Origin of the sequence: Sorangium sp. So ce887 (assembly GCF_051521455.1) — a bacterium.
Taxonomy (GTDB): Bacteria; Myxococcota_A; Polyangia; order Polyangiales; family Polyangiaceae; genus Sorangium.
Genome location: NZ_CP150354.1, coordinates 6,736,330 through 6,760,461, shown reverse-complemented (window position 1 = coordinate 6,760,461; position 24,132 = coordinate 6,736,330). Strand labels below are relative to the sequence as shown.

Annotated in this window: 15 protein-coding genes; 8 read left to right on the top strand and 7 right to left on the bottom strand. The window is 71.7% G+C overall.

All coding sequences use genetic code 11. The annotated features are described in order from the left end of the window. Complete coding sequence (locus WMF36_RS24915) at positions 1 to 1,200, bottom strand: epoxide hydrolase family protein (RefSeq protein WP_437573241.1); 1,200 nt, start codon at positions 1,198 to 1,200, stop codon at positions 1 to 3. A gap of 604 nt (positions 1,201 to 1,804) precedes the next feature. Here WMF36_RS24915 and WMF36_RS24910 point away from each other — a divergent pair. After that, on the top strand, positions 1,805 to 3,916 hold the full coding sequence (locus WMF36_RS24910) for a TonB-dependent receptor plug domain-containing protein (protein ID WP_437573240.1): 2,112 nt from the start codon (positions 1,805 to 1,807) through the stop codon (positions 3,914 to 3,916). Between the two features lie 136 nt (positions 3,917 to 4,052). Here the strand turns inward: WMF36_RS24910 and WMF36_RS24905 are convergent, their stop codons facing one another. Both WMF36_RS24905 and WMF36_RS24900 read right to left on the bottom strand, forming a co-directional pair. Then, positions 4,053 to 4,685 (bottom strand): NUDIX hydrolase, encoded by a 633-nt coding sequence (locus tag WMF36_RS24905; RefSeq protein WP_437573239.1) that lies wholly within the window; start codon positions 4,683 to 4,685, stop codon positions 4,053 to 4,055. Positions 4,686 to 4,947: 262 nt separating this feature from the next. Continuing rightward, the gene (locus WMF36_RS24900) at positions 4,948 to 6,624 is read right to left on the bottom strand and encodes a carboxylesterase/lipase family protein (RefSeq protein WP_437573238.1); all 1,677 of its coding nucleotides are present in this window, start codon (positions 6,622 to 6,624) and stop codon (positions 4,948 to 4,950) included. Positions 6,625 to 7,054: 430 nt separating this feature from the next. Here WMF36_RS24900 and WMF36_RS24895 point away from each other — a divergent pair, with 430 nt between their 5' ends. Continuing rightward, positions 7,055 to 8,827, top strand: coding sequence for a hypothetical protein (locus tag WMF36_RS24895; protein ID WP_437573237.1), 1,773 nt, complete (start codon positions 7,055 to 7,057; stop codon positions 8,825 to 8,827). A gap of 42 nt (positions 8,828 to 8,869) precedes the next feature. On the opposite strand, the gene WMF36_RS24890 is transcribed toward WMF36_RS24895, so the two are convergent. The 3 genes from WMF36_RS24890 to WMF36_RS24880 form a co-directional block, all read right to left on the bottom strand. Beyond that, positions 8,870 to 12,334, bottom strand: coding sequence for an ATP-binding protein (locus WMF36_RS24890; RefSeq protein ID WP_437573236.1), 3,465 nt, complete (start codon positions 12,332 to 12,334; stop codon positions 8,870 to 8,872). 629 nt (positions 12,335 to 12,963) lie between these two features. Next, entirely contained in the window at positions 12,964 to 14,778 is a 1,815-nt protein-coding gene (locus WMF36_RS24885; RefSeq protein ID WP_437573235.1) for a hypothetical protein, read from the bottom strand. A gap of 101 nt (positions 14,779 to 14,879) precedes the next feature. Beyond that, the gene (locus tag WMF36_RS24880) at positions 14,880 to 15,485 is read right to left on the bottom strand and encodes a DUF4382 domain-containing protein (RefSeq protein WP_437573234.1); all 606 of its coding nucleotides are present in this window, start codon (positions 15,483 to 15,485) and stop codon (positions 14,880 to 14,882) included. Positions 15,486 to 15,792: 307 nt separating this feature from the next. Between WMF36_RS24880 and WMF36_RS24875 the strand changes: the two genes are divergently transcribed. From WMF36_RS24875 to WMF36_RS24850, 6 genes are all read left to right on the top strand, one after another. Continuing rightward, positions 15,793 to 16,197: a hypothetical protein gene (locus WMF36_RS24875; protein ID WP_437573233.1), complete on the top strand. Its 405-nt coding sequence runs from the start codon at positions 15,793 to 15,795 to the stop codon at positions 16,195 to 16,197. A gap of 755 nt (positions 16,198 to 16,952) precedes the next feature. Beyond that, positions 16,953 to 18,278: a glycosyltransferase gene (locus tag WMF36_RS24870; protein ID WP_437573232.1), complete on the top strand. Its 1,326-nt coding sequence runs from the start codon at positions 16,953 to 16,955 to the stop codon at positions 18,276 to 18,278. 68 nt (positions 18,279 to 18,346) lie between these two features. Further along, positions 18,347 to 19,477: a polysaccharide deacetylase family protein gene (locus WMF36_RS24865; RefSeq protein ID WP_437573231.1), complete on the top strand. Its 1,131-nt coding sequence runs from the start codon at positions 18,347 to 18,349 to the stop codon at positions 19,475 to 19,477. Between the two features lie 2 nt (positions 19,478 to 19,479). After that, entirely contained in the window at positions 19,480 to 20,715 is a 1,236-nt protein-coding gene (locus WMF36_RS24860) for a carboxylate--amine ligase (protein WP_437573230.1), read from the top strand. Further along, complete coding sequence (locus WMF36_RS24855; RefSeq protein ID WP_437573229.1) at positions 20,681 to 21,460, top strand: metallophosphoesterase family protein; 780 nt, start codon at positions 20,681 to 20,683, stop codon at positions 21,458 to 21,460. The genes WMF36_RS24860 and WMF36_RS24855 overlap by 35 nt, the downstream gene beginning before the upstream one ends. Before the next feature lie 95 nt (positions 21,461 to 21,555). Beyond that, positions 21,556 to 22,833, top strand: coding sequence for a GNAT family N-acetyltransferase (locus tag WMF36_RS24850; RefSeq protein WP_437573228.1), 1,278 nt, complete (start codon positions 21,556 to 21,558; stop codon positions 22,831 to 22,833). On the opposite strand, the gene dsrP is transcribed toward WMF36_RS24850, so the two are convergent. Further along, a complete protein-coding gene (dsrP, locus tag WMF36_RS24845) occupies positions 22,828 to 24,120 on the bottom strand; it encodes a sulfate reduction electron transfer complex DsrMKJOP subunit DsrP (protein ID WP_437573227.1) in 1,293 nt (430 codons plus the stop codon). The two genes, WMF36_RS24850 and dsrP, sit on opposite strands and share 6 nt — an antisense overlap. Positions 24,121 to 24,132: the final 12 nt, after the last annotated feature.

The window sequence follows — 24,132 nt, the reverse complement described above, 5'->3', positions numbered from 1 at the left end:
TCACCCCTTTTGCGCCGGTCCGCGGAAGCGGCGGAAGAAGGCGCGCACGTCGCCGATGAACAGGTCGGGCTCCTCCATGGCCGCGAAGGTGCCGCCGCGGTCGAACTCCGACCAGTGCACGATGTTCGTGTTGTCGCGGGCGGCGAACCTGCGGATCGGAGCGATGATGTCCCGAGGGAACACGGCGACCCCGGTCGGCAGGGTGGAGGGCTTCACGTCGGCGAGGTCCGCGTCGTCGGGCGTGTCCGGGGTCTCCACGAACGAGCGGGACGACGAGCCGGCGGTGTTGGTGAGCCAGTACAGCATGACGTTCGTGAGGATGCGATCGCGGTCGATGGCGTCCTCGGGGGTGTCCTTGCAGTCGGTCCACTCCTTGAGCACGCCGACGATCCAGGCGAGCTGGCCGACCGGTGAATCCGAGAGGGCGTAGGCCAGCGTCTGGGGCCGGGTCGACTGGATCTTCTTGTAGCCGTACAGCTCGCGCAGGTAGTACTCGGACGCTTTCAGCCGGGCCTGCTCGACGTCCGTCAGGCCAATCAGCTCCTCGGGATCTCCGGACGGCCACGAGACAAGGCCGTTGGTGTGCACGCCGATCACGTGGTCGGGGTCGACGAGGCCGACCTCGCGGGAGATCCACGTGCCCCAGTCGCCGCCCTGGGCGCCGTAACGCGGGTAGTCGAGCCTTCGCATGAGCTCGGCCCAGGCGCGGGCGATCCGGCGCGCGCCCCATCCGGCCTCGCGGGTCGGCCCGGAGAGGCCGTATCCAGGGAGCGAGGGGATGATCAGGTGGAACGCGTCCGTGGGATCGCCGCCGTGAGCGCGGGGATCGGTCAGCGGACCGATGACGTCGAGGTACTCGACGACGGAGCTCGGCCAGCCGTGCGTCACGATCAGCGGCAGCGCGCCGGGCTCGCGCGAGCGCACGTGGAGGAAATGGATCCGCTGGCCGTCGATCGTCGTCGTGAGCTGCGGGTGCTCATTCAGCCGCGCCTCGTGCCTGCGCCAGTCGTAGGTGGTGCGCCAGTACCCGGCGAGCTCCTTCAAATAACCGAGCGGGACGCCGTACGACCAGCCCGCAGAGGGCAGCTCGTCAGGCCAGCGGGCGCGGGCGAGCCGGTCGCGCAGGTCGTCGAGCGCAGCCTGCGGGGTGTCGATGCGGAAAGGCCGGATGTCGCTGTCCACGGGCAAGGGCGAGCTCATGCGTACCGTGTAACGTACGTCGTACGGTTCGTCAACCCGGGAGCCCGAGCTGGCTCGCACGCCTCGGCCTCGACCTCGGCGGAGCTGCGGACGCGCGGAGCTGCCGAGGTGTCAGGACTGAAAGCCCCGATCTCAGGAACGAAAGATGTAAGGGTCATCCTTAGGGATAACCGCATGAAGTGAGGAGGGCCGAGCCCTGGCCCGTGTCCTGCTAAGTATGCATGGCAGAGCGCCCGTGACGGCATCCCCCCCCGCCGTCGAATGGGCGCTCTGTTTTTTGTGCTCCTGTCACGGGGCGAGCGCGGAGGGGCGCCGCCTCGCCGATGCGATCGCCGGCGCTGCACACGACGGCGATCGCGCGCCGGGGTCCCGGCAAGGACGCGCTGGAGGGCTCGCCCCAGGAGACCGCGGGCGGGCACGGCAGATCGTCGTTCCGTGCACCGAGGGGCCGGAGGCGGCCGTGGCACCCGCAACGGCGATGTCCCCGGCGGCAAGGAGCGCCCGCCGTGCCTCCCTGGCTTTCGCCGAGCGGCTGGATTTGCTAACTCCGGGGCGCCAGGAGGCGGATCTTCCACCTCCCCGGCGGCGTATCGACGACATCCGCGTGAGATCCTCCAGCGCCCTCCTCGCCTTCGCGATCGCCGCCGCCGCCAGCTTCCACGCCGGCGAGGCGCACTCCCAGCCCGCCCCGGCGATCCCCGGCGCGCCCCCGGTCGAGCCGCCAGCGGCCACCGCGCCCCCGGTCGAGCCGCCAGCGGCCACCGCGCCCCCGGTCGAGCGGCCTGCGGCCACCGCGCCGGCTGACGCGCCCGCCGAGGCAGCCGGCGCGCCGGCTGAGGCGCCCGCCGGGATCGAGGTGACCGTCGAGGGGAGCCGCGCCCCGCCGGGCTCCATCTCGCTCTCGCGACGCGACATCCGCGAGCTGCCGGGCGCGCTCGGCGACCCCTACCGCGCCATCGAGATCCAGCCCGGCGTGACCGGCATCGCGAGCGGCATGCCATACTACTACATCCGCGGCGCGCCCCCCGGGAACATCGGCTACTTCTTCAACGGCATCCAGGTCCCGCTCCTCTTCCACGTGGGCGCCGGCCCCAGCGTCATCCCGGCCTCCATGGTCCAGCGCGTCGAGATGCACCTCGGCCCGTATCCCGCGGACATCGGGCGGCTCGCCGGCGCGGCCATCGAGGCCGAGAGCGCGCCTCCGTCCGACGTCTGGCGCGGGGAGGGGAGCATCCGGTTCGTCGACCTCGGCGGCGTCGTCGAGGGGCCGATGGACAGGGACACGCACGTCCTCGTCGGAGGCCACTACGCCGCCGGCGCGGCGCTCACCTCGGCGCTCGTGCCGAGCGTCGACGTGGGCTACGCCGACTACCAGGGCCGGATGACCTACCGGCTCGGGCCGGAAGAGCGCTTCACCGTGTTCGCCTTCGGCGCGTACGACTACCTCGCCACCGTCGACGAGGAAGGCGGCGCCGAGGCGACCAACGTCCTGCTCGACAGCGACTTCCACCGCCTGGACCTGCGGTACGACCGCGACGACGCCTCCGGCGCGCGCGTCCGGGCGGCGGTCACCCTCGGGCTCGACCAGTCGCGCGGGGTCGGCGTGGAGAGCGCGCAGGCCTGGAAGCTCAACGCGCGGCTCAGCCTGGCCCGGCCCATCCTCGGGGGGCGCGCGCTCCTGCGGGCCGGGGTCGACGCCGCGGTCGACCGCTACAAGGTGACCCCGCGCCCCAGCCCGCCGCCCGACGACGAGCCCGCCGAGGGCGCGGACGACGAGCCCGCCGAGGGCATCGACCAGCTCGACGAGAGCTTCCCCGAGCTCTTCCGCAGCCGGCTCGATCTCGCGCTGGGTGCGTGGGCCGACGCGCTGCTCGTGCTCGACGAGCGCTCGACCGTCACGCCCGGCGTGCGCGTGGACCACTACACCTCGCTCGGCCGGAGCGCCGTCGCCGTGGACCCGAGGATCGTCGGCCGCTTCGGCATCGGCGAGCACGTGCGGCTCATCCCCGCCTTCGGCGTCGCCTCGCAGCTGCCAGGCCTCGCCCCGCTGCCGGCGCTCCAGATCGGCGGCATCCCGGGGGGCCTCCAGCGCAGCCTGCAGTCGAGCTTCGGCGTCGAGGTCAACGTGGGTCCGGTCAATTTCAATACCACGGTATTTCGACAGGTGATCTTCGGCCTGAGCGATCCGATCGGCACCGGGCGCGGCACGAACCTCAGCACGGAGCGCTTCCTGACGCGGAGCCTCGGCGACACCTACGGCCTGGAGCTCGGCGCGCGCGGGGCGCTGCGGCGCAACATGTTCTTCCTGGCGTCGTACACGCTGTCGCGCTCCACGCGCACGCGCGGCAAGGTGACGATCCCTTCCGCCTACGACCGGACGCACGTCGCGCACGTCGCGCTGCTCTACGACCTCGGCAAGGGCTGGCGCGCCGGGATCCGCCACGTCTTCTACACCGGCTTCCCCGCCGACGAGGCCGCGCCGGGCCGCCCGCCGCGCGAGCACCCGGATCGCATCCATCCGTTCTACCGGCTCGACGCGCGCCTGTCGAAGCGCTGGGCCCTGAGCGCGCGGAGCTACCTCGGCCTCGTGCTCGACGTGCAGAACGCGACCCTCGCGAAGGAGGTGTTCGACGTGAGCTGCGACGACAGCGGGTGCACGCCGCAGACGATCGGGCCCATCACGCAGCCGGGGATCGCGATCGAGGGCGGGTTCTGAGGGGAGCGCTCACGCCCCAAGGGGAGGGGCGAGCGTGGAGCCGATGACTCGGTGAACCGGAGATCGGCCAGCGGCGCGCCACGTCCGAGCCGGCCCGCGCCGGCGATGGGCCGGCTCGAGCGCCCGGGCCGGCGGCTCACCGGTGGAGCACGTCGAAGAGCTGCTCCAGCATGAGGTAGGTCAGCCCCCAGACGACCCGCTCGTCCACGCGCAGGCACGGGAGCTGGTGGACGTTCCCCTCGTGCGTGTACGCATAGCTCGAGGCGCGCTCGCCGCGCGCGAGCGGGCCGAGCGGCGTCCAGAGCGCCTCGGCCACCTCGTTGCTCAGGGCGAGATCCGGCGTGGAGCGCAGCGCGAAGACGAACGGGGCGATGATCATCCCGACGCGCCGCCCGCGCGCGACCGCGGGGATGTCGGGCAGGCGCGCGAGCAGGGTGCCGTGCGCCGCGAGGTCGATCCCCACCTCCTCGCGCGTCTCGCGGATCGCGGTGGCGAGCAGGCTCTCGTCCGACGGCTCGCGCCGCCCGCCCGGGAGCGCCATGTGCCCCGACCACGGATCGGCCGGGTGCTCGGCCCGGCGGATCAGGAGGAGCTCGGCCTCCCCGGGCTCCCGGCTCCCCGCACGCTCGAGCGCCGCTCCCGGAGGCCCCGCCGGCGCTTGCAGGATCGCGGCGACCGCGGCCTGACGCTCCTGCGTGACCACGTCGAGCCCGGCCTCGCGCCCTTCGAGGCGGGCCATGATGGCGGCGAGGTCGTACGAGGAGAGCACGGAGACGAGGATAGCACAATGTCTACCGGTACTTAGCTCGACTGCGGGAAGTCGGGCTGGGAAGCGAGCTCCCATGACGCCAAGGGCGCCAAGAAATCAGGGAAATAGGGGGGATGGCGGGACGGCCCCTCTCGTCATTGGCGGCCTTGGCGCCATGGCGGTTTTTCTGCTGATGCAGGGCAACTTTCCGCAGTCGTGTTGGAGCGCGAGCGCGGCCGCACGGCGGCAGGACACCATGGCCCTGCCCGGGATCAGACCCTTCTCAGGGAGCCGCCGTGGCGAAGGCGTCCCACGCGTCGCAAAGGTCCTTCTTCAGCCCGGCCTGCTGAGAGAGGGTCATGGCGAGGACGATGTTCTCGTCCGTCTCCGCATCGTAGTTCGGCCATTCGACGGCGTTTCCGCCGTTCGGGTCCCCGCTCTCCGCGTGGCGCGACCAGTACCCCATGATCGCCTGCGACATCCCGAGCTCGCCCTCGGTCAGCGGCTCTGGCACGAGCTGCCCCGGGTTGCCGAACACGTACCTGATCTCGGCCGAATGGAAGGAGCCGAGATCGCCGAGCAGCGAGCCCTGCGGCGCATGGGTGAAATGGTAAAGATACGTCGCCACGCCGGCGCTCGCGATCGCGCGCGCCGCGCGCCGCGTCGGGCACACGAACATCGCGTCGCCCAGCGCCGCCGTCGCCGCCGCCTGCGCCGAGCCGTAGGTCTCGCTGGGGTAGAGCGCCACCACCGCTTCGCCGTGGCCGGGGGCGAACGTCTCGGCGAACGCCGCGAACTCGGCGTCGTCGGCGACCGTCGCGGTTTCGCCCCAGAGCGCGACGAAGAGCGAGCCCTCGTCGGCGTTGCTGCCGAGGATCGTCGGCACCTTCTCGAAGCTGCCGGCCTCGAGGAGCTTGCCAGGCGTGTCGGGGAGGTTCCAGCCGTCGATGACCGGGAACCAGGTCGGGCCCTCGCCCACGAGGAACCTTTCGCCGGCCGCCAGCGCGCTCATGACCTCCTCGGCCGACTTGCCGCGCAGGCACTCGAGGACGGAAGGCGCGTCGGTGCAGCCCAGCGCCTCGACGAGCTGCTGGCCCTGCGCGGTGGCCGTCGCCTCGTCGGTGGCGCTGTCGCACGGCCCGCTCTCGATGATCGCGCGATGGAACAGGCCTTTGCTCGCCGGCGACACCAGGTGCATGCAGACGCTGATGCCGCCCGCCGACTCGCCGAACAGGGTGACCTTGCCCGGATCGCCGCCGAACGCGCCGATGTTGGCCTTGACCCACTCGAGCGCGGCGCGCTGGTCCTCCAGGCCGTACGCGCCCGTCGAGGGGTGATCGGGATCCTCCGACTTGAGCTCCGGGAGGGCGAGGAACCCGAGCGGGCCGAGGCGGTAGTTGAGGGTGACCACCACCGCGCCGGTCGTCTCGGAGAGGAGCCGGCCGTCGTAGTCCGCGTCTGCGCCGCTCCCGAGCTCGAAGCCGCCGCCGTGAATCCACACGAGGACAGGCAAGGACGAGGACGCCGGGCGCTCGGGCGTCCAGACGTTCACGGTGAGGCAGTCCTCTCCCGAGCTCGCGTCGAAGCCCGGCGTGAGCAGGCCCATCTGCGCGCAGGGGACGCCCACCTCCACCGCACTCCGCGGCTCGGTCCACGGCTCGTGCGGCGCGGGCGAGCGCCAGCGCAGCTCCCCGACCGGCGGCGCGGCGTACGGGACGCCGAGGAAGGTGCGCGTCGCGCCGACGACCTCGCCCTCCACCGGACCTCGGTCCGTCTCGATGAGCAGGGAAGCCGACTCGCCGCCGCCGGAGCCGCCGGAGCCGCCAGCGCCGCCAGCGCCGCCAGCGCCGCCAGCGCCGCCAGCGCCGCCGGGGCCCCCCGGGGCGGCGTCACTCGATCCGCAGGCGGCAGCGAGCAGGCCAAGGAGAATGGTGTGCGACAATGAGGGTCGAATAGGCATGGTCGTCTCCATCGAGAGCAAGTCGAGAATGCAGGTCCGTGAGTAAAGAGGAGAGCGCAGCGCCGAGCGAGAGCGGTGCATCCGGCAAGTCAACCATGAGGCGCGTGCGGGCAGGGCTGGAATTTTCGGCGGATCGCCCCGGTCGACTCGTCATGTCAACTTCGTGCGGTGGGGAAACGCGGCCTTGACAGGGCGAATGGCGTGCACGTCTGCTGTGCGCATGGCAACTCTTTGCGAAGACGAAATTGCGGGCGGCGCCGGGCGTCGAGAGGCTCCGGCGAGCAGGTCGCAGCGGCGCGCGGCCCGCATCGGGAGATCGGGCTTTCCCCGGCTGCTGTCGTGCGGGATCCTCGCCGGCGCCCTGGCCGGGAGCGCGTGCAGCTCGGACCCGAGCCCCGGCGGCGCCGGTGCCGGGGGTGGAACCGGCGGCATGGCGGCCTCCAGCGGGAGCGCGGGCGGCGAGGCGGGCGCCGGCGGCACCACCACGACGACCGGCACGGGGGGCGCGGGAGGCGAGGGGGGCGCGGGAGGCGAGGGCGGTGGCGGCGATATCGCGCCGGTCCTGCCCGAGATCCACCCCGAGGCATTCGGCACGTTCGACACGTCCGAGCTGACGGTGTTCGCCTTCAGCCAGGTGGAGGTGCATGAGGAGGATCCGCAGGTGCTCGAGCTCGCCCCGGACATGGTGCCGAGAGCGTGGCAGCGCTGGCGCGATACCGGGATCGCGGCCGACGATTACGACGCCGCGTATCCGGCGAGCTGCCGCGAGCGCGACATCCGCTTCGTCGCCGGCAGCACCGCATCCGTCATCTTCGAAGACGAGGTCGACAGCGAGGAGCAGTTCCTGGAGCAGACCACGCGCAACGCCGCGGGCGAGCTCGTCGCCCACGACCAGATCGTGCCAGGCGCCCACCGGTCGAGCATGGCGTCCCCGAGCTACCGCGCGCGCCTCATCGAGATCGGCAAGCTCCAGATCGATCTCGGCGTGGACGGGCTGACGTTCGACGAGATCAACGGCGGCTACGGGGGCGCGCAGTACGATGGCAACGAGGGGTTCGACGATCACCATGTCGCGGACTTCGGAAACTATCTCTGTCGCAAGCACGGCGGCCGCCCGGACGGCTGGCAGCAGGAGCTCGATCTCCTGCCGGAGGACGGGCTCGACTGCGGAGGAGCGCCCGAGACCGCCGGGAGGAGCTTCGACTTCCGCGGTTACCTCCAGCGCATGAACGCCACGGTGAAGCCGTTCGACAGCGGGAACAAGCTGCTCCTCGAGGAGTGGGGCTGGACCGTCGGGAACCGGCCAGATCCGCAGGTCGGGACCTTCATCGAGGTCTATCCGGCGCTCGTCTACTGGCAGGAGGTCGTGCTCGAGCTCCGCCGCTACGCGCGCGAGCAGCACGGCCGCGAGATCTTCATCACCTCGAACGGCATCATCCCGTTCGTCGACATGCAGAGCGTGGGCCTGTACGACTGGAACATCGACGGCGACGGTCCGCGCGGCATGGACTGGGTGCCCATCGTGGATGGACACCTGGACGGGACCGTGTCGTTCCAGACCGCCCTGCGCGGGCTCAAGGCGCGCTCGAAGCGCGTTCAGGAGCTCGTCGGCGGCAAGGAAGTCCCGCTGATGCTGTTCCTGGACTGGCCCAACGACATGATGAACCGCTACTACGCGCTCCCGCTGGAGGAGCGGAAGGACTACTTCCGTGTCTTCGCCGCGGAGGTCTACGCGAACGGCCTGTACTTCGCCCTGCCGCTGCACACGACGACGGACGAGAACACGGCGACCGCGCTCGAGATGATGGAGTTCTTCGCGCGCTTCCGCGACTTCTACCGATCTCACGCGGACCTGGTCCACGGGGCGACCGACCTGACAGGAGAGGTGACCCTCTCCTTCGAGGCGTGCGCGTCCGCCGAGGACCCCGAGGCCTGCGCGGACGAGAAGAAGACGAGCCACAACCTCGCGCAGCTCCCGGACGGCCGCACGGTGCTCCACGTGATCAACCACGTTTACAGCGAAGGCGTGGTGGAGCAAGAGGGGTTGACGGCGAGCTTCCCCCTGGACGCGAGCCCGACGGAGGTGACGGTCGCGTCGATCGATTTCGAGGAGGATCGCGCGGTGCCCTTCTCGTACGAGGAGGGCGTGGTCACCGTCCAGGTCGGCTCGCTGCCGGCCTCCGTCGCGATCGTCGTCGAGTGAGCGTCGACCGTGCGCCGCGCGCCGCGCGCCGCGCACCCGCCGTCAGCCGCCCGGCCGGCGGGCTGCGGCGACGCGCGCGACGAGCCGCTTCACCTCGGCCGCGTCCACCGGCTTCGTCAGGTGGTGGTCGAACCCCGCTTCCCGGGCCTGCCGCCGGTCCTCCTCCGTCCCCCACCCGGTGAGCGCCACGAGAAAAAGCCCGGCCAGGTCGGGCTCCGCCCGGAGCCGCCGGGCCACGTCGTAGCCGTTCATGCCCGGCAGGCCGATGTCCAGGAACACGATGTCGGCGCCGAGCTCCCGGGTCGCGGTCAGCGCCTCGGGGCCGGTGTGAACCGCACGGGTCTCATGCCCCGATATCCGGAGGAGCAGGGCCAGGCTCTCGGCGCCGTCGACGCTGTCGTCCACGACGAGGACGCGGAGGGTGGCCAAGGGGGCGCCCTTCGCAGGCCCGGCGGACGATGGCCTCGACGCGACCTCGGCGGCGGCGGCGAGGGGGAGGCGGACGGTGAACGTGGAGCCGCGGCCGGCGCCCTCGCTCTCGGCGTGGATCGTGCCGCCGTGCAGCTCGACCAGGCGCTTGACGAGGGTGAGCCCGATCCCGAGGCCGCCCTGGGCCCGGTCGATCGAGCGGCCAACCTGGGTGAACATGTCGAAGACCTTCGACAGCATGTCGGCCGGGATCCCAACCCCGTTGTCCGCGACCCGGACGACCACGGCGGCGCCGTCCCGCTGGGCGGCGAGCCGGATGCCGCCGCCGGCGGGGGTGTACTTGGCCGCATTGTTGAGGAGGTTCGCGAACACCTGGGCCAGCCGGGTCGGGTCGGCATCCAGCAGGAGAGGGGCCGGCGGGAGCCGGACCGCGAGCTCGTGCGCGGCCGCCTCGATCAACGGACGGCTCGTCTCCAGGGCGCTGTGCAGGACCGCCCGGAGGTCGACGCGCTCCTTCCGCAGCTCGACCTTGCCGCGGGTGATCCGGGAGACGTCGAGCAGGTCGTCGACCATCCGGACCATGTGGCCGACCTGGCGGTCCATCATGTCCAGGATCTTCCGGGCCTGGTCAGCGTTGCCGGCGACCTCGAGGATCTCCAGGCCCATGCGGATGGGAGCGAGCGGGTTCCGCAGCTCGTGGGCGAGCGTGGCCAGGAACTCGTCCTTGCGCCGGTCCTGGTCGCGGAGCTGGTCGTAGAGCCGGGCGTTCTCGATCGCGACGGACGCGATGTGCGCGAGCTGGACGAGGATCGCCTCGTCGCTCTCGGTGAACTCGCCGTCGTGCTTGTCGGAGAGATGGATGAGGCCGAGGTTCTCCCCGCGCCGGCCGATGAACGGCACGACCAGCCAGCCCCGCATCGGCGGAGGCCTGTCGGCCTCGGCGCGGAGGCTCCGCCAGGCCAGGGGCGCCGGGGGCTCAACCTGGGTGGGGGACGCTGCCGGCTCAACCTGGGTGGGGGGCGCCGCCCCCAGCTCAACCTGGTTGGGGTGCGGCGGCGTCCCCAGCTCAACCTGGGTGAGCCACGCCGGGGGTGCCTCCCCCAGCTCAACCTGGTTGGGGTGCGGCGGCGTCCCCAGCTCAACCTGGGTGAGCCACGCCGGGGGTGCCTCCCCCAGCTCAACCTGGTTGGGGTGCGGCGGCGGCGTCCCCAGCTCAACCTGGGTGAGCCACGCCGGGGGTGCCTCCAGCTCAACCTGGGTGAGCCGCACGGGGCGGTTGGTATGGCAAACCACCGCGTGGACGTAATTCTCTGTGGACGGAACCCAGGAGAGTCGCCAGCCATCGTACTTCCCGGACACCGACACGGTGTTGACCGCCTGTGACCCGTCGTCCCCGGCGGTCACCCGGGTCATCGCCAGGTGCGCCCCGATGATCCGCCGCGCCTCCTCCGTGATCCCCTCCAGCACGCTGCCCAGCGACCCGCACGCATGGATGGTGAGCGCGGCGTCCGCCACCTGCTTGAGGAGCCGGCCTTGCTCCCGTTCCCGCTCGAGGAGCCGCGCGACCCGCTCCTCATCGAGCTTGCGGGCGGTGACGTCGACCGTCACCCCGTCGAACCGCCGCGGAGCGCCGTCCGGCGCATAGGCCGTCCCGCCCAGCGCCCGGACCCACTTGATCGCCCCCGTGGCAGGATCGACCGTCCGGTAGTCCACGTCGTACGGGATCCGCTCGCGGATCGACGCCTCGATGGCCCGCCGGGTCAGCTCCCGGTCGCCCGGGTGCAGGCGCTCGTAGAACGTGCGGATGTTCACCCGGGCATCCCGCGGCAGCCAGAAGTGCTCCTTCACCCGGTCGTCCCAGATCAGGTCGTCGAACGGCAGATCGCAGTACCAGAACCCGAGGCCCGATAGCCGGACCGCATAGTCGAGCCGCTCGTCCCGCTCCCGCACGCCCCGCGCCGCCCGCGCCCGCTCGATGGCCTCCCAGCAACGGCCCACCACGAGCCGCACGAGCCCGACCTCAGCGGCGCTCCAGCGGCGCGGCACCCTCTGATGGACCGCCATCGCGGCGGTGAACCGGCCGGACTTGTGCAAGGGGACGCAGATGACCGCCTGGATCTGCGTCGTCCGGTACGCCGTGAGATTGTCGCCGGCCCGCGGATCGACGTCGACGTCGTCGATGACATACGGCTCGTTCGCCAGCATGAGCCGCAGCACCTCGGGGCCGAAATCGGCGACCGGCCACCGGCCGACGATGCTCCGGACCCCCGCCGTGTAATCGCCCGTGATGACGAAGACACGCTCGTCCTCGACCTCCGCGTAGGCGCACCGGTCCACGCCGAGGTGCTCGGCGAGCCGGCGCGCCGTCACCGCCATGACGTCGCCGGGGTCGGCGAGCGGCTGGGTGGCAGCGGCCAGCCCGGCCAGGAACCGATGCCGGCCCTCGCTCTCCCGCAGCGCCTCGGCGGCCCGCCGGGCATCCCGCGCCTGGGCAAGGGCATGCACGGCCGTGGCGGCGAACCGCGACAGGCTGGAAAGAAGCCGGGCGTCCTCGGCATCGAACTTCCGCTCCTCGCCATGAGCGAGGACCCAGACCGTGCCGATCGGCGTGTCGCCCGCATGGAAAGGGACGGTCAGCGCCTCGACGACCGGAGGCTCCACGGCGGCACCCGCCACGAAATGACGGGCAGGGTGCGAGAAGAGGAGCGTCGCATCGCGGTCGAGGACGAGGCCGCACGGGCTCTCGTACCGGGGCATCGTACCGCCGAGGTTGGGCGCAAACGCCCCGGCGACGGCAACCCACCGGAACACCGCCCGGCCGTCCTTCTCCTCCTCGAGCACGCTGACGCCCGTCGAGTCGGCCCGGCACAGCTCGAGGAGGAGCGACACGAGCGCCGGGAGGACGTTCTCCAGGGGCCCGGCCATGGCCTCGGCAAGGGCGAGCAGGGCCCGGTTCTCGGCCGCGTGGTCGGGCAGCCGGGACCGGCGGCGGACGAGCTCCTCGGTGGCCAGCACGTCCTCCAAGCGGACCGCCTCCGGCGAGAGCGCGGCGGTGCTGTCGTGAGGCGGCGGGCTCATGAGCACGCACGCTCCACCCGGTCCCAGCGGTGCAGGGGCCAGGCGGATACGCCGAGCATCTCGGACACCGAACCGACCGTCATGAGGTCCCGGAGATCAAGCAAGGTCGGCTGTGCGTGCTGCATGCGCTCGGCAGGTGTTGCTAAGACGAAGGACAGGCCACCGCAAGCCGTCCGCCGCGCGTCGGGCGCACGCGGGCGACCCCCGCGGCGCGCCGGCCGCGCGCACGCCCCCCGAAGGCGCCTTTCGCTGGTCCAGGGGCGAGCGGGCGCTGCTCGCGTCGATCGTCGAGGCGACACGACCGGGCTTGCGCGCCGTCATCGGCCCCGCTGCCCCCGCCGGTAGCGCTCCCTGCCGGGGAGCGCGCCTCATCGTCATCCTTGCTGCGGCTCGGCACCTGCGGAGCGTAATCCGATCGGTCGATGGGCGTCCACGGCGAGGCGAGCGCCCGAAGCAGTTCAGTCCTTCCGCCAAGGACGGGACGAGTGGTTGTCGCACCGCTGACTCCGCTGCTCGATGCGTACCGTGGGTCTGCCGTCCAGGGTTTGCCCATGCGCGGCGGGGCTCCGGCTCGGCCGAGACGACACCGCTCGTGACGAGCGGCCTCGCCGTCGGCCGAGCGGGTGACGCTACTGGCCTGCGACGTAGAATACGCCCCGCAGATCCTCGGTCGCCGAGATGGGGCCTGGCTCGCCGCCCGGGGAGCGCCAGGCGGTCACGCGGAACTGATAGTACATGCCCGGATCGAGGGGGCCGCCGTACTCGACCGAGACCTCCTCTCCGCCGCTCGATCCCGGGATGCTCGGTCCCGCACACGTCTCGTCGTCCGAGAGGCACCACACGAGCTCGCCGTAGGCGTCGTAGACGACTACGGTATAGAAGTCCTCGCTGGAGTCATCTCCCCACCGGAGCGTGGGCGCCCCCGTCACCGGCTCGGGATCCGTCGCGCCTGGGCCGATCACCGGCAGCGATTCGGTGATCTTGAACGAGGTCGGCAGCGAGATGTCCTCGCCGGGGCTGGGCATCTCCACCATGACGAGCTGCGTGCCGGCGATGTTCGGATCGGGATCGCGGACGAGGGCGTCGTTCTCGAACGCGGCCAGCACGACGTATTCGCCTGCCGGGACGCCGGAGATGCTGAACTCGCCGCTCACGTCGGGCGGCCCGCTGAGCGGCGTGCGCAGCCCTCGCGGCACCTCTCCTCGCACGAAGGTGTCGTTGAAGGTGGACGCCACCACGAGCACCACGCTGGTGGTCGAGCCGCCGGGCGCATTGACGATGTTGATCGTGCCAGACAGGGTGCCGAGGACGGCCTCCGAGCGCGTCAGATCCACGCCCGTCAGCGCCGCGTCGCCCACCTCCGCGGTCGCCGGATCGAGCGCGAGGTCCGCCGCGTAGCCGCTCACGGCGTAGCTGCCGCCCGGCACGTTGAAGATGGTATAGGCGCCGCCGCGATCGGTCACCGCGCTGAACCCCTTTCCGCTGCCGTCCTCGGCCACGACGAGCACGCCGCCGGAATGCTTGTCCGCGAGCACCGAGCCCGAGATGCTCGGCAGCCCCCGCTGGTCCTCGGGGAGCGCGATCAGCGCGATGTCCGTCAGCGCGGTCTCGATACCCCACCCGTCGTCGCCCGACGTCGCCTCGCTCGAGGCGATCGGCAGCGCGGTGCGGAGCCCACCGGGGAAGGGCTGATAGTCCTGCGCGCTCGCCCGCAACGTGAAGAGGACGTCCTCGATCGGCGCGCCGTTCTCCGTGCGAGGCACCGGCACCTCGAGCACGTAAGTGCCTGCGGCGTCGGTGGTCGTCACGTCCGTGATCGCGGTCGCCTGATCGTCGAAGGCGAGCACGAGCGCGCCCTCGATGCCCGAGGTGCTCTCCGAGTCGAAGACGTTCCCCTTCGCCAGCACGGGCGGGTAGCACGCATGGCCGCCCGCGACCAGCTCGGCGCAGGTGAGCCCGCCGGCGCACAGAGGGGCCTCCGGGTCGCACTCGCCGCCTTCGGCGATGCCACAGAGTCCCTTGCCGTCCCGCGTCGTGCCGCAGACCGCGTCATCGAGGCAATGGTCGGGGCCCGCCGGATCGCACTCGCCGCCGGGCGGGATCTGGCAGGTGCCGTCCGCGCCGCACGCCGTGCCTTCCGCGCAGAAGTCCTTTGCGTCCCCGGCGCAGGGGCCGCCGAGCGGGACTCGGCACGTGCTGTCCTCCCCACAGACGGCGTCGCCGAGGCAATAGTCGGTGCCGCCCGCCTCGCAGCCGGCGCCGGGCGGCGCGTAGCAGATGTGGTCTTCGCCTCCCTCGGCGCACACGAGGCCGTTCGGGCACCCATCGTCCGGAGCACATTCATCGCCGACCTTCTCCGGGTCAGGCCCGCAGCCCAGCGCGACGAGCGGGAGAGCGACAGCGACGACCTGCGCAGCCAGACGGGCGTAATCGGCGATCTTCATCGAGGTGTCCTCCGTTCGATAATTCTCATCCAGGTGTCCCCCCCGGTTCCGTGAACAGATGATGATTTGAAGCCGCTGTGCGGCGCCGCCGCCGGCGCGGCTCAGCGCTCTTCCGCCTGGGCGATCTTGATGACGGGATCGAGGCGATAGCCGCTCTCGTCCTGCGTCAACGAGCTGGCCTGATCGACGTCGAGCGTGAGGTGCAGCGTACCGCCGGGGCTCACCTCGACCGCGCCTTCGGTCACGATCTTGAGCCCCGACTGCGAGCAGGAAGGACAGGATACCGGGCTCGTGCCGGCCGCGTCGACCAGCTCGGCGCCGGCGAGCACGAGCCGCACCTGCGTGATCTTGCCCGCGGGGACCTCGTTCGAGCCGAGGAACTCCTCGGTCGACATCGCGTCCAGGAGGTCCACCTTGACCTCGCCGCTGAAGAGCGTCGTCCAGCCTTTTTCGCCTGCGTCCTCTCGATCGGCCGAATCGCCGTCACCCCCGGGCGAACCTTCGTCCCCCGCGATGTGGACGCTCACCTCGGTGATCGTGACCGCGAGACGCGCCTCTATGGCCACATCCCCGCCCGCCGGGGGCGCAAGGGGGACCTGGAGCGGCTGTGCGGTGACCCCCACCTCTACTGTGCCGCCGCCGCCGCATCCCGCGATGGAGAGCGCGAAGAGACCGAAGAGGACCACGTGCGATGAGAAAGCGCGCATACCACTCTCCTTACATAAGGGCGAACGGTGACATCTATACCGCCTACAGACCAGCCCACCGTCCGGGCGGCCGCGTGCCCTCCACAGTGCTCGCGCGATCTGCCGACGGCTCACCTTTCGTAGCTGGCGGAATACGAGCCACATTGCGGACCAGCAACCACGCCGACTCACACGCGCTCTCGACGATGTCTTCGCCCGTCGTTGCAGACTCGGACAAAAAAGAGACCGCCTGGTAGGAGCGGCGAACTCAGCAGCTTAAGACGACCGGCTCGCCAGGGCGGCTCTCATGATAGAATGAGCGTGGACCATGCTCGAGATCCTGCGCAATGCTCACTACACCGTGACGATCGACCCGGCGGCACAGCTCGTGCGGGTCGTGCGGAGCGCGACGCCGCTGGAGTCCCCGGCGCAGCTCGAGGAGCGGTGGATGGAGGTGAGCCGCGCGCTGGACCGGGTGGGCCGCAACGGGCTGTGCCTGCTCGTCGATCTGCGCGCGGCGGTGGGGCGGAATGAACCGCAGTTCGAGACGGCGATGCAGCGGCTGCGGCCAGCCTTGTTGAGCGGCTTCCGGCGCGTCGCCATCCTCGTACGGACGACCGCGGGCGCGCTGCAGGTTCAACGCCATGTCCGGGAGGACGGCATCGACCGGATGATCGGCAGCGACGAGGCCCAGCTGCTCGATCACCTTCGCCAGGCGCCGCGCAGCCGCTGACGCCGTTCGCGGCCGACGCCGCCCCGCCGGCGCGCGCCGGAGCACCGCTCCTGATCTTCATCGAGGTGTCCTCGGTCCGGCAATGTCCATCGCGAACTCCTTCATTCCGTGAAGACGTGAAGAGATGAGGATCCGAAGTCGCCGCCCGGCGCCCCCGCTGGGCGAACGGCCGCCACCCACGCTCCCTCGCAGGACAGCCCCCCGCCCGGGCCGCCGCTCGCCCTCCACAGTGCTCGCGCGATCCGGACGCGGCTCACCTTTCGCGACCGGCCGGGGACGATTCTTGTAACTGGCCGAAAACGAACCGCTTTGCGGGCGACGTCCGGCCGCCGGCGCGCCCTCGACGAGCTCCTCGCCCGGCGAGGCGCCGCTCTCGAGGACGCCAGTCGAAGACTGGGACGGAACACCTCTGTTCGGCGCTGCGGACCAACTCCTTATCTGGGTTGTGCAGCCATGTGCTTCGGTTTTGCCGTTTGTTGCTTGAGTCGCTTGTCAGCTCTCGAATCCGCCGTATAGTGGACCCGAGTCGCGCCCCTGCCATCCGCCATGCAGTCATGCGGCGTGTTGCAGCGCTCGTGTCGATCCGTCGGATCGAGGCGCCGGCCATCCCAGGTCCGCTCCGGCGATGCCCTGGACGGTGTTTGCCGTGCAGGAGGGGCCGGGCGCGGTGGGCCAGGAGGACAGCCAGGCAGGGCCGGCGCTGGACGAGCAGGCGAGTCGAATGAACGGCAGTCCACTCGATGGGGGAGAGGGGTATGGAGACACAGGCTGTTTGCGGTGCCGAGGACCGCGGTCGCAAGGATTCGCGGGCTCCTCGGCGGCTCGCCATCGTGCACGTGGTGAGCAGCTTCCAGACCGGCGGCGCCGAGCAGGTGGTCGTCGATCTCGCGGCGTCCCAGCGCGCCGCGGGGCATGACGTGCTGGCGGTCGCGATCGCCGAGGATCCGGACGGCCCGCGCGCGGAGCAGCTCCGGCGGCGCGGGGTCGAGGTGCACCTCGTGCCGAAATGCCCCGGGTTCGACAGGACGCTCACCGCCCGCCTCGCCGCGCTGTTCGCGACGAGGGGCGTCATGCTCGTCCACTCGCACAACCACCTGTCGCTCATCTACGCGGCGCCCGCAGGGTGGCTGCACCGGGTCCCGGTCATCCACACGAGGCACGGAGTGTCCCAGGACATGCAAGGACGGCGGTGGCTGCGCAGCGCCGCGTCGGCGTTCGTCGATGCCCATGTCGCGGTGTCGCAGCCGACCGCCGCGGTCGTCCTCGGCCGGCGCGAGGTCGACCCGCCGAAGCTGCACGTCGTGGCGAACGGCATCGACCTGTCGCGGTTCGCGCCCGATCCGGCGGCGCGGGCCCGGGTCAGGGCCGAGCTCGCGATCCCGCAGGACGCCTGGGTCGTCGGGAGCGTGGGGCGCCTCTCTCCCGTGAAGAACCAGGCGCTGCTCGTGCGCGCCGCCGCGAGGTCGCTGCCCTGGAGCGGGCGGCTCCTGATCGTCGGCGACGGACCCGAGCGCGGGCGGCTCGCCGCCCTCGCGCGCGAGCTCGGCATGTCCGATCGCGTGCTGTTCGCCGGCGAGCGCCACGACGTGCCAGCGCTCCTCGCCGCGCTCGACGTGTTCGCGCTGCCCTCCCTGTCCGAGGGCCTGCCGCTCGCGCTCCTCGAGGCGATGGCCGCGGCGCTCCCGGCCGTCGCGACCGACGTGGGCGGCGTGGCCACCGCCCTCGTGGACGGCGAGACGGGCTTCCTCGTGCCCTCCGGCGAGGTCGCGCCGCTCGCCGCGAGGCTCTCGGAGCTCCAGGCCGATCCCGGGCTCACCGCCCAGATGGGCCGGTGCGGCCGGACGATCGCGCTCCGGCGCTACTCCGCCGCCAGGATGGCCGAGCGCTACATGGACCTGTACGCGCTGCTGCTCGTGCGGCAGCCGCCGCGCGTCGCGGCCGTCCGCCCGAGCACCGTGCTCGCCTGGATCTGGGGCGCGGACCGGAAGCCGCGCGAGATCACCGCCGCTCCGGACCGCGGCGACGGCCGGCCTCACGGAGATCACCCGTCGCCGCGCTCGCCAGCGGCGCTCCCGAGCTGAGCGGCCGCCGGAGCGCTGCCGTCACCGATCTCTGCTGCTGCCAAAGGCTCTCGAAGGGGGGAGGACTCATGTCGAACGTGGTGAAATGGCTCTCGGATCTGCTGGCCGTGCCGTGGGCGACTCGGCCATTCACGCGGATGATGCGCGGCCACGTGACCATCATCGTGCTGCATCGGCTCGCGGACCCGGACCGCGGCATCGCGGGCCTCGATCCGCGCGATCTCCGGCGCGCGCTGCAGTTTCTGAGGAGCGAGCGGTATCCGATCGTGTCGCTCGAGCGGGTCTTCCGGAGCCTCGCGGGCGAGGCGCCGCCCATCGACCGGGCCGTCGCCTTCACGATGGATGACGGCACGAGCGACCAGGCGACGGTCGCCGCGCCGCTCTTCGCGGAGTTCGATTGCCCGGCCACCCTCTTCGTCGTGACCGGCTATCTGGACGGCGAGGTGTGGTGCTGGTGGCACCGCGTGGAGTACGTGTTCGAGACGACGCGGCGCCGCGAGCTCAGCGTGATGATGGCGGGCCTGCGCCACGTCGTCCGCCTGGACGACGGCACCCCGCGGGCGCAGCTCGCGCGGCGCTTCATGGAGCAGTGCAAGCGCGTCCCCGACGCCGAGAAGCTCCGCGCGATCGAGTGGCTCGCCGCCGCCGCCGAGGTCGAGCTCCCGGCGCGTCCGCCCGCGCGTTACGCGCCCATGTCGTGGCATGACGTCCGCGCGTGCGAGGCGCGCGGCATCACGTTCGGTCCGCACACGGTCACCCATCCGGTGCTCTCCAGGACGAGCGACGCGCAGTCGAAGCACGAGATCCTCGTGTCCTGGGCGCGCCTGTGCGCCGAGGCCAGGCGCCCGGTCCCCATCTTCTGTTATCCGAACGGGCATGTGGGGAGGGACTTCGGCCCTCGCGAGAGCGCCACCCTGCGCCGGCTCGGCTTTCTCGGCGCCGTGACCAATTCGCCTTGCGACTACGCGACCGCCGAGGGGTTCCAGAGCTCCCCGGACGCGCCGTTCTCCGTGCCCCGGATCGACTTCGGCGCCGATCACCGGAGCTTCATCCGCTCCGTGTCAGGCGTCCTGCGGACGAAGCAGGTGCTGACGCGGCACGTCGTCCAGCGAGGCGCGGCGGCGCCGGGCGATCCGGGCCCGGCGCTCGATGGATTCCAGGACGAAACCCCCGGCCTGCCCTCCTCGCTCGTCGAGTGATCATGGACCGAGGAGACATCGACGTTACCCGCTTCTCCCCCGAGCGCCCCCCGGCGCTCGTGCTCGGAGACATCACCCTGGTCCGGCCTCACGGGATGGTCGGGACCCCGGTGATCGTGGCGACGACGGACCCGGCCGACGAGGTCCTGTTCTCGCGTCACGTGAGCGCCGCCTGCCTCGTTCCCGGCTTCGAGGAGGCGAACCGGGACGCGTCCGCGGCGGTCCTCCTGCGCCTCGGGGAGCGGCTCCATGCGGCCCTCGGACGCAGGACCCCGCTGTTCTACGGCACCGACCCGCAGCTCGAGCTCATCTACCGCCACCGGAGAGCGCTGGCGCAGCACTTCCTCTTCCTCCTCAACGAGGAGGACGTGTGCTGGTCTCTGCTCGACAAGGAGGAGTTTTACGGCCTCTGCGAGGCGAGAGGCATCCTCGCGCCGCGCACGCTGCGGCGGGGCGCCGATCTCGCGGGCCTGCGCGAGCCGCTCCTCGTGAAGCCGCGCCGCAAGTCCGCCTGGGCCGAGATCCAGCACGAGCTCCTCGGCGGCGCGGGCAAGGCGCGCCTCTTCAGCACGCGCGCCGAGCTCCTCGCGCACCCGCACTTCGCGCGCCTCGAGCAGGATCTGATCGTCCAGGAGCACATCGCGTGCGCCGTCGTCGATCTCGTGTCGTTCCACGGGTTCGCGGACGAGCGGGGGGAGCTGCTCGCGTGGTTCTGCGGGCGCAAGCTCCGCACCTACCCGGCCTTCGCCGGCGAGAGCGCGATCGTCGAGGTCACGGGCGACGAGGCGGTCGCCGGGGTCGGGCGCGAGGTCGCCGGGAAGCTCGGGCTCAAGGGGCCCTTCAAGATCGACCTCGTGCGCGACGCGAGGAGCGGCGCGCTCTACACCCTCGAGGTCAACGCCCGGTACACCCTCTGGAACCACGTGGGCGCCGCGGCGGGCGTCAACCTGCCGCGCGTCGCGTACGACTACCTGGCCCTGGGCCGCCGCCCGGCCGCGCCGCCGCGCGCCGCCCCGGGCCACCGCTGGCTCGACGTCTACCGCGTCTATCGCGCGTTCCGGGAGCAGCGCAGCGACGCGCCCCTCGCGGCCTGGATCGGCTCGGTCGCGGGGGCGCACACCCTCTATGACGCCTTCGCCTGGGACGACCCGAGGCCCTTTGCGCGATGGGTCAGCTCATTCCTCACACGAAAGGTGGCGCGCCATGCTCTACGGGATCATCGCGGACGTTCACGGTAACATCGAGGCCCTCTCGGCAGTCCAGGCGTTCCTTGCGGAGCGGGGCGTGGATCGCCTGATCTGCCTCGGGGATATCGTCGGGTACAACGCCGACTCGGACGCGTGCGTGCGCCTGCTCGCGCGGCCGCCGGTCCTCGCGATCGCGGGCAACCACGACCTCATCGCGATCGGGCGGCTGGGCGTCGAGCGCTGCGGCGCCAAGGCGGCCTTCGCGCTCCGGCGCACGCGCAGCGCGCTCTCCGCGGACAGCAAGCGGGCGCTCGCGCTGCTGCCCAAGCGGCGCGTCATCGAGGGCGAGATCGTCCTCGTTCACGGCGGCGTCGCCGATGTCTGCCAGTACATGGTGAGCCCCGTCCACATCGAGGAGAACGCGGTGCTCCTCCGCGAGCGCGAGCCGAGCGGGCGTATCTGTTTCTTCGGGCACACCCATGTCCAGGCGCTCTACGAGGTCGAGGCGGGGGTCGCGACGGCGCGGCCGACAGGCGAGCGCGTCGCGCTGGGCCGCGGGCGCCAGCGCTTCTTCATCAACCCCGGCTCGGTCGACGCGGCCCGGAGGAGCGAGAAGCTCGCGGATTTCGCCGTCTTCGACTCGTGGCGGCAGGAGATCTCATTTCACCGGGTCCCTTATGAGCACGAGCGCGCCGAGCGGCGCGCCGACGAGGGGGGATATCGAATGACGTGGCTGGGCACGCGCCTCGGCGCGGCGCGGGGGGCGCTCGCCCACCTGCGGCCGCGATGGCGCTGAAGGGGAGCGATGCCGCCGCCGCGCCGCTGCGAGGAGGGCCCGGGCGGGGCGGCGGACACGGGAGCGGGAGCGGGGTTGTCCGGAGGGGAGGGGAGATGTTGCGGTTTCATCTGGTGACGGAGTTCGCCGAGCTCTGCGCGATGCGCGGGGCGTGGGAAGATCTGATGAGGCGGAGCGGCTTGAACGAGCCGATGGTCACGCCGGACTGGACGCTCGCCTGGTGGCGCGTGTTCGGGGCGCCGGGCCGCTCGCTGCGCGCCGCGCTCTTCTTCGATGGGCCCCGCCTGGTCGGCCTCGCGCCGCTGCTCGAGCGCCGCTGCCGGCACCGCAGCGGCATCCCGTTCCGCCGGCTGGAGCTCCTCGCCTCGGGGGAGGACCAGGCCGACGAGATCTGCTCCTGCAACCTCGGTGTGATCGCCGAGCGGGGCGCCGAGGCCGACGTCGCGCGCGCGCTCGCCGGCGCGCTCACGGGCGCAGCGCTCGGCGCCTGGGACGAGCTCGTCATGCCGGCCCTGCGCACCGACGGCGCGCTCGCCGTGCTCCTCGCGCGTGAGCTCCGGCAGCACGGCATCGACGCGCGGATCGAGGTCACCGACGTCTCACCGTACATCCCGCTGCCGTCCAGCTGGGAGGCGTACCTTGGCGCGCTCTCCACGTCGCGCCGCTACCTCGTGCGTCGCTCGATGCGCGACCTCGAAGCGTGGGCGGGCGGCGCGCTGACGCTCGAGCGGGCGAGGACGCGGGAGGAGCTCGCGCAGGCGCGGGCGATCCTGGTCCGCCTGCACGCCGAGCGGTGGTCGGCCGAGGGGCGCGCGGGCGTGTTCGCCTCGCGGCGCTTTCGCGAGTTCCACGACGAGGTGATGCCCGCGATGTTCGAGCGCGGCGCCCTCGACCTCGCGTGGCTGTCGGCGCGCGGCGAGCCCATCGCGGCGCTCTACAACCTCGTCTGGAACAACAAGCTCTACTTCTACCAGTGCGGGCGCAGGGTCGACCTGCCGAAGGGGCTCCGGCCCGGGACCGTGATCCACGCCTACGCCATCCGCGCCGCGATCGAGGAGGGGCGGCGCGAGTACGATTTCCTGGACAGCCCCTGCCAGTACAAGCTGGCCCTCTCGCTGTCGGCGCGGCCGCTCATCGAGCTCCGGGCCGCGCGACCCTCGGTGAACGACAGCGCCCGCCGCGCCGCGGAGCTCGCCGCGCACGAGCTCCGCGTGCTGAAGCGGCGCGTCCTCGCGACGTGGCGCGCCGCCGCCGGGTCGCTCGCGCGCGCCCCGGCGGACCGGCAAGCGCCCCCGTGCGGCGAGCCGGCAGGCGCCCCGGCGGACGGCGCGAGCCCCCGGCGGGCGGCGCAGGCGCGCGCCACCTCGTCATGAGCCTTCCGCTGCGGCGGGCTCCCCTGCTCTCTCGGCTGTACCTGCTCTGCCCGCTCGCCCGCGCGGCTCGACCGAGAGCTCGCCGGTGAGCACCGTCAGCGCGACCTTGATCGCGATCGTGAGCACCATGAGCCCCACGGCCCAGATGCCCGCCGTGATCTTCCACTCGGCCATCGAGGGCGCATACTCGACGAGCTCGTGCAGGGTGCTCGGCACGAAGCCCGGGATGATGAGGCCCATGCCCTTCTCGATCCAGACGCCGGCGAAGGCGGCGACGCAGGCGGCGTCGAGCCAGGCCCGGCTCCTGCGGCTCGCCGGCAGGTGCAGGATCGCCGCGGAGGCCACGTTCAGCGCGACGGCCGACCAGATCCACGGCACGAGCGCGGCCTTGCCGTGCAGGCCGAAGAACAGGTAGGTCACCGCGGCGCCGTGCGTGCCTCCGGTGTAGAGCGACGTGAAGAGCTCCGAGCCCAGCATGAACAGGTTGAGCAGCACGGTCACGCGGAGCACGGAGGTGAGCGTGCGGATCGGCCCGTCGCCCACGCGGAACCGGGTCAGCCGGGCGACGAGCTGGAGCAGCAGGATCACGAAGGCGGGGCCCGTGATGAAGGCCGAGGCGATGAAGCGGGGGGCGAGCAGGGCCGAGTTCCAGAACGGCCGGCCGCCGAGGCCCGAGTAGAGGAACGCCGTCACCGTGTGGATCGAGACCGCCCAGCCGATCGACAGGAACACGAACGGCAGGTACCACCTCCTGTCCGGCTTCCTGCCGAGATACCTCGTGTAGATGAGGTAGCCCGAGATGTGCAGGTTGATGAGCAGGTAGCCGTTGAGGACGATGACGTCCCAGGTCAGCATCGAGATCGGCCAGTTGAACCGGCCGATCCCGGGCAGGATGTGCCAGAACCTGTCGGGGCGCCCCATGTCGGCCACGATGAACAGGAGGCACACGACGATGGCGGCGATCGCGAGCAGCTCGCCCAGGATCACGACGTCGTGCATCTCGTGGTCGTCGTAGAGATACGCCGGGATCACCATCATCACGGCGCCCGCCGCGAGCCCCACGCCGAAGGTGAAGTTCGCGATGTAAAGGCCCCACGAGACGTGGTCGCTCATGCCGGTGACCTGCATGCCCTCGGCGAGCTGGTGCGCCCAGGCGTTCGCGCCGACGAGGGCGATCGCCGTGAGCACGGTCATCCAGAGATAGAAGCGCCACGAGCCCTCGAAGCTCTGGCCGATGACCCGGAGCAGGAAGCGCGGGTAGGTGATGGCGTGCGTGTCCTTGCGCATCGTGGCTCCGCT

Bases quoted from the DNA above. Each gene is read 5' to 3' on its own strand.
- WMF36_RS24915 (WP_437573241.1), bottom strand. From the start codon at position 1,200: ATGAGCTCGCCCTTGCCCGTGGACAGCGACATCCGGCCTTTCCGCATC.
- WMF36_RS24900 (WP_437573238.1), bottom strand. From the start codon at position 6,624: ATGCCTATTCGACCCTCATTGTCGCACACCATTCTCCTTGGCCTGCTC.
- WMF36_RS24895 (WP_437573237.1), top strand. From the start codon at position 7,055: ATGGCGGCCTCCAGCGGGAGCGCGGGCGGCGAGGCGGGCGCCGGCGGC.
- WMF36_RS24890 (WP_437573236.1), bottom strand. From the start codon at position 12,334: ATGAGCCCGCCGCCTCACGACAGCACCGCCGCGCTCTCGCCGGAGGCG.
- WMF36_RS24885 (WP_437573235.1), bottom strand. From the start codon at position 14,778: ATGAAGATCGCCGATTACGCCCGTCTGGCTGCGCAGGTCGTCGCTGTC.
- WMF36_RS24880 (WP_437573234.1), bottom strand. From the start codon at position 15,485: ATGCGCGCTTTCTCATCGCACGTGGTCCTCTTCGGTCTCTTCGCGCTC.
- WMF36_RS24875 (WP_437573233.1), top strand. From the start codon at position 15,793: ATGCTCGAGATCCTGCGCAATGCTCACTACACCGTGACGATCGACCCG.
- WMF36_RS24870 (WP_437573232.1), top strand. From the start codon at position 16,953: ATGGAGACACAGGCTGTTTGCGGTGCCGAGGACCGCGGTCGCAAGGAT.
- WMF36_RS24865 (WP_437573231.1), top strand. From the start codon at position 18,347: ATGTCGAACGTGGTGAAATGGCTCTCGGATCTGCTGGCCGTGCCGTGG.
- WMF36_RS24860 (WP_437573230.1), top strand. From the start codon at position 19,480: ATGGACCGAGGAGACATCGACGTTACCCGCTTCTCCCCCGAGCGCCCC.
- WMF36_RS24855 (WP_437573229.1), top strand. From the start codon at position 20,681: ATGCTCTACGGGATCATCGCGGACGTTCACGGTAACATCGAGGCCCTC.
- WMF36_RS24850 (WP_437573228.1), top strand. From the start codon at position 21,556: ATGTTGCGGTTTCATCTGGTGACGGAGTTCGCCGAGCTCTGCGCGATG.
- dsrP (WP_437573227.1), bottom strand. From the start codon at position 24,120: ATGCGCAAGGACACGCACGCCATCACCTACCCGCGCTTCCTGCTCCGG.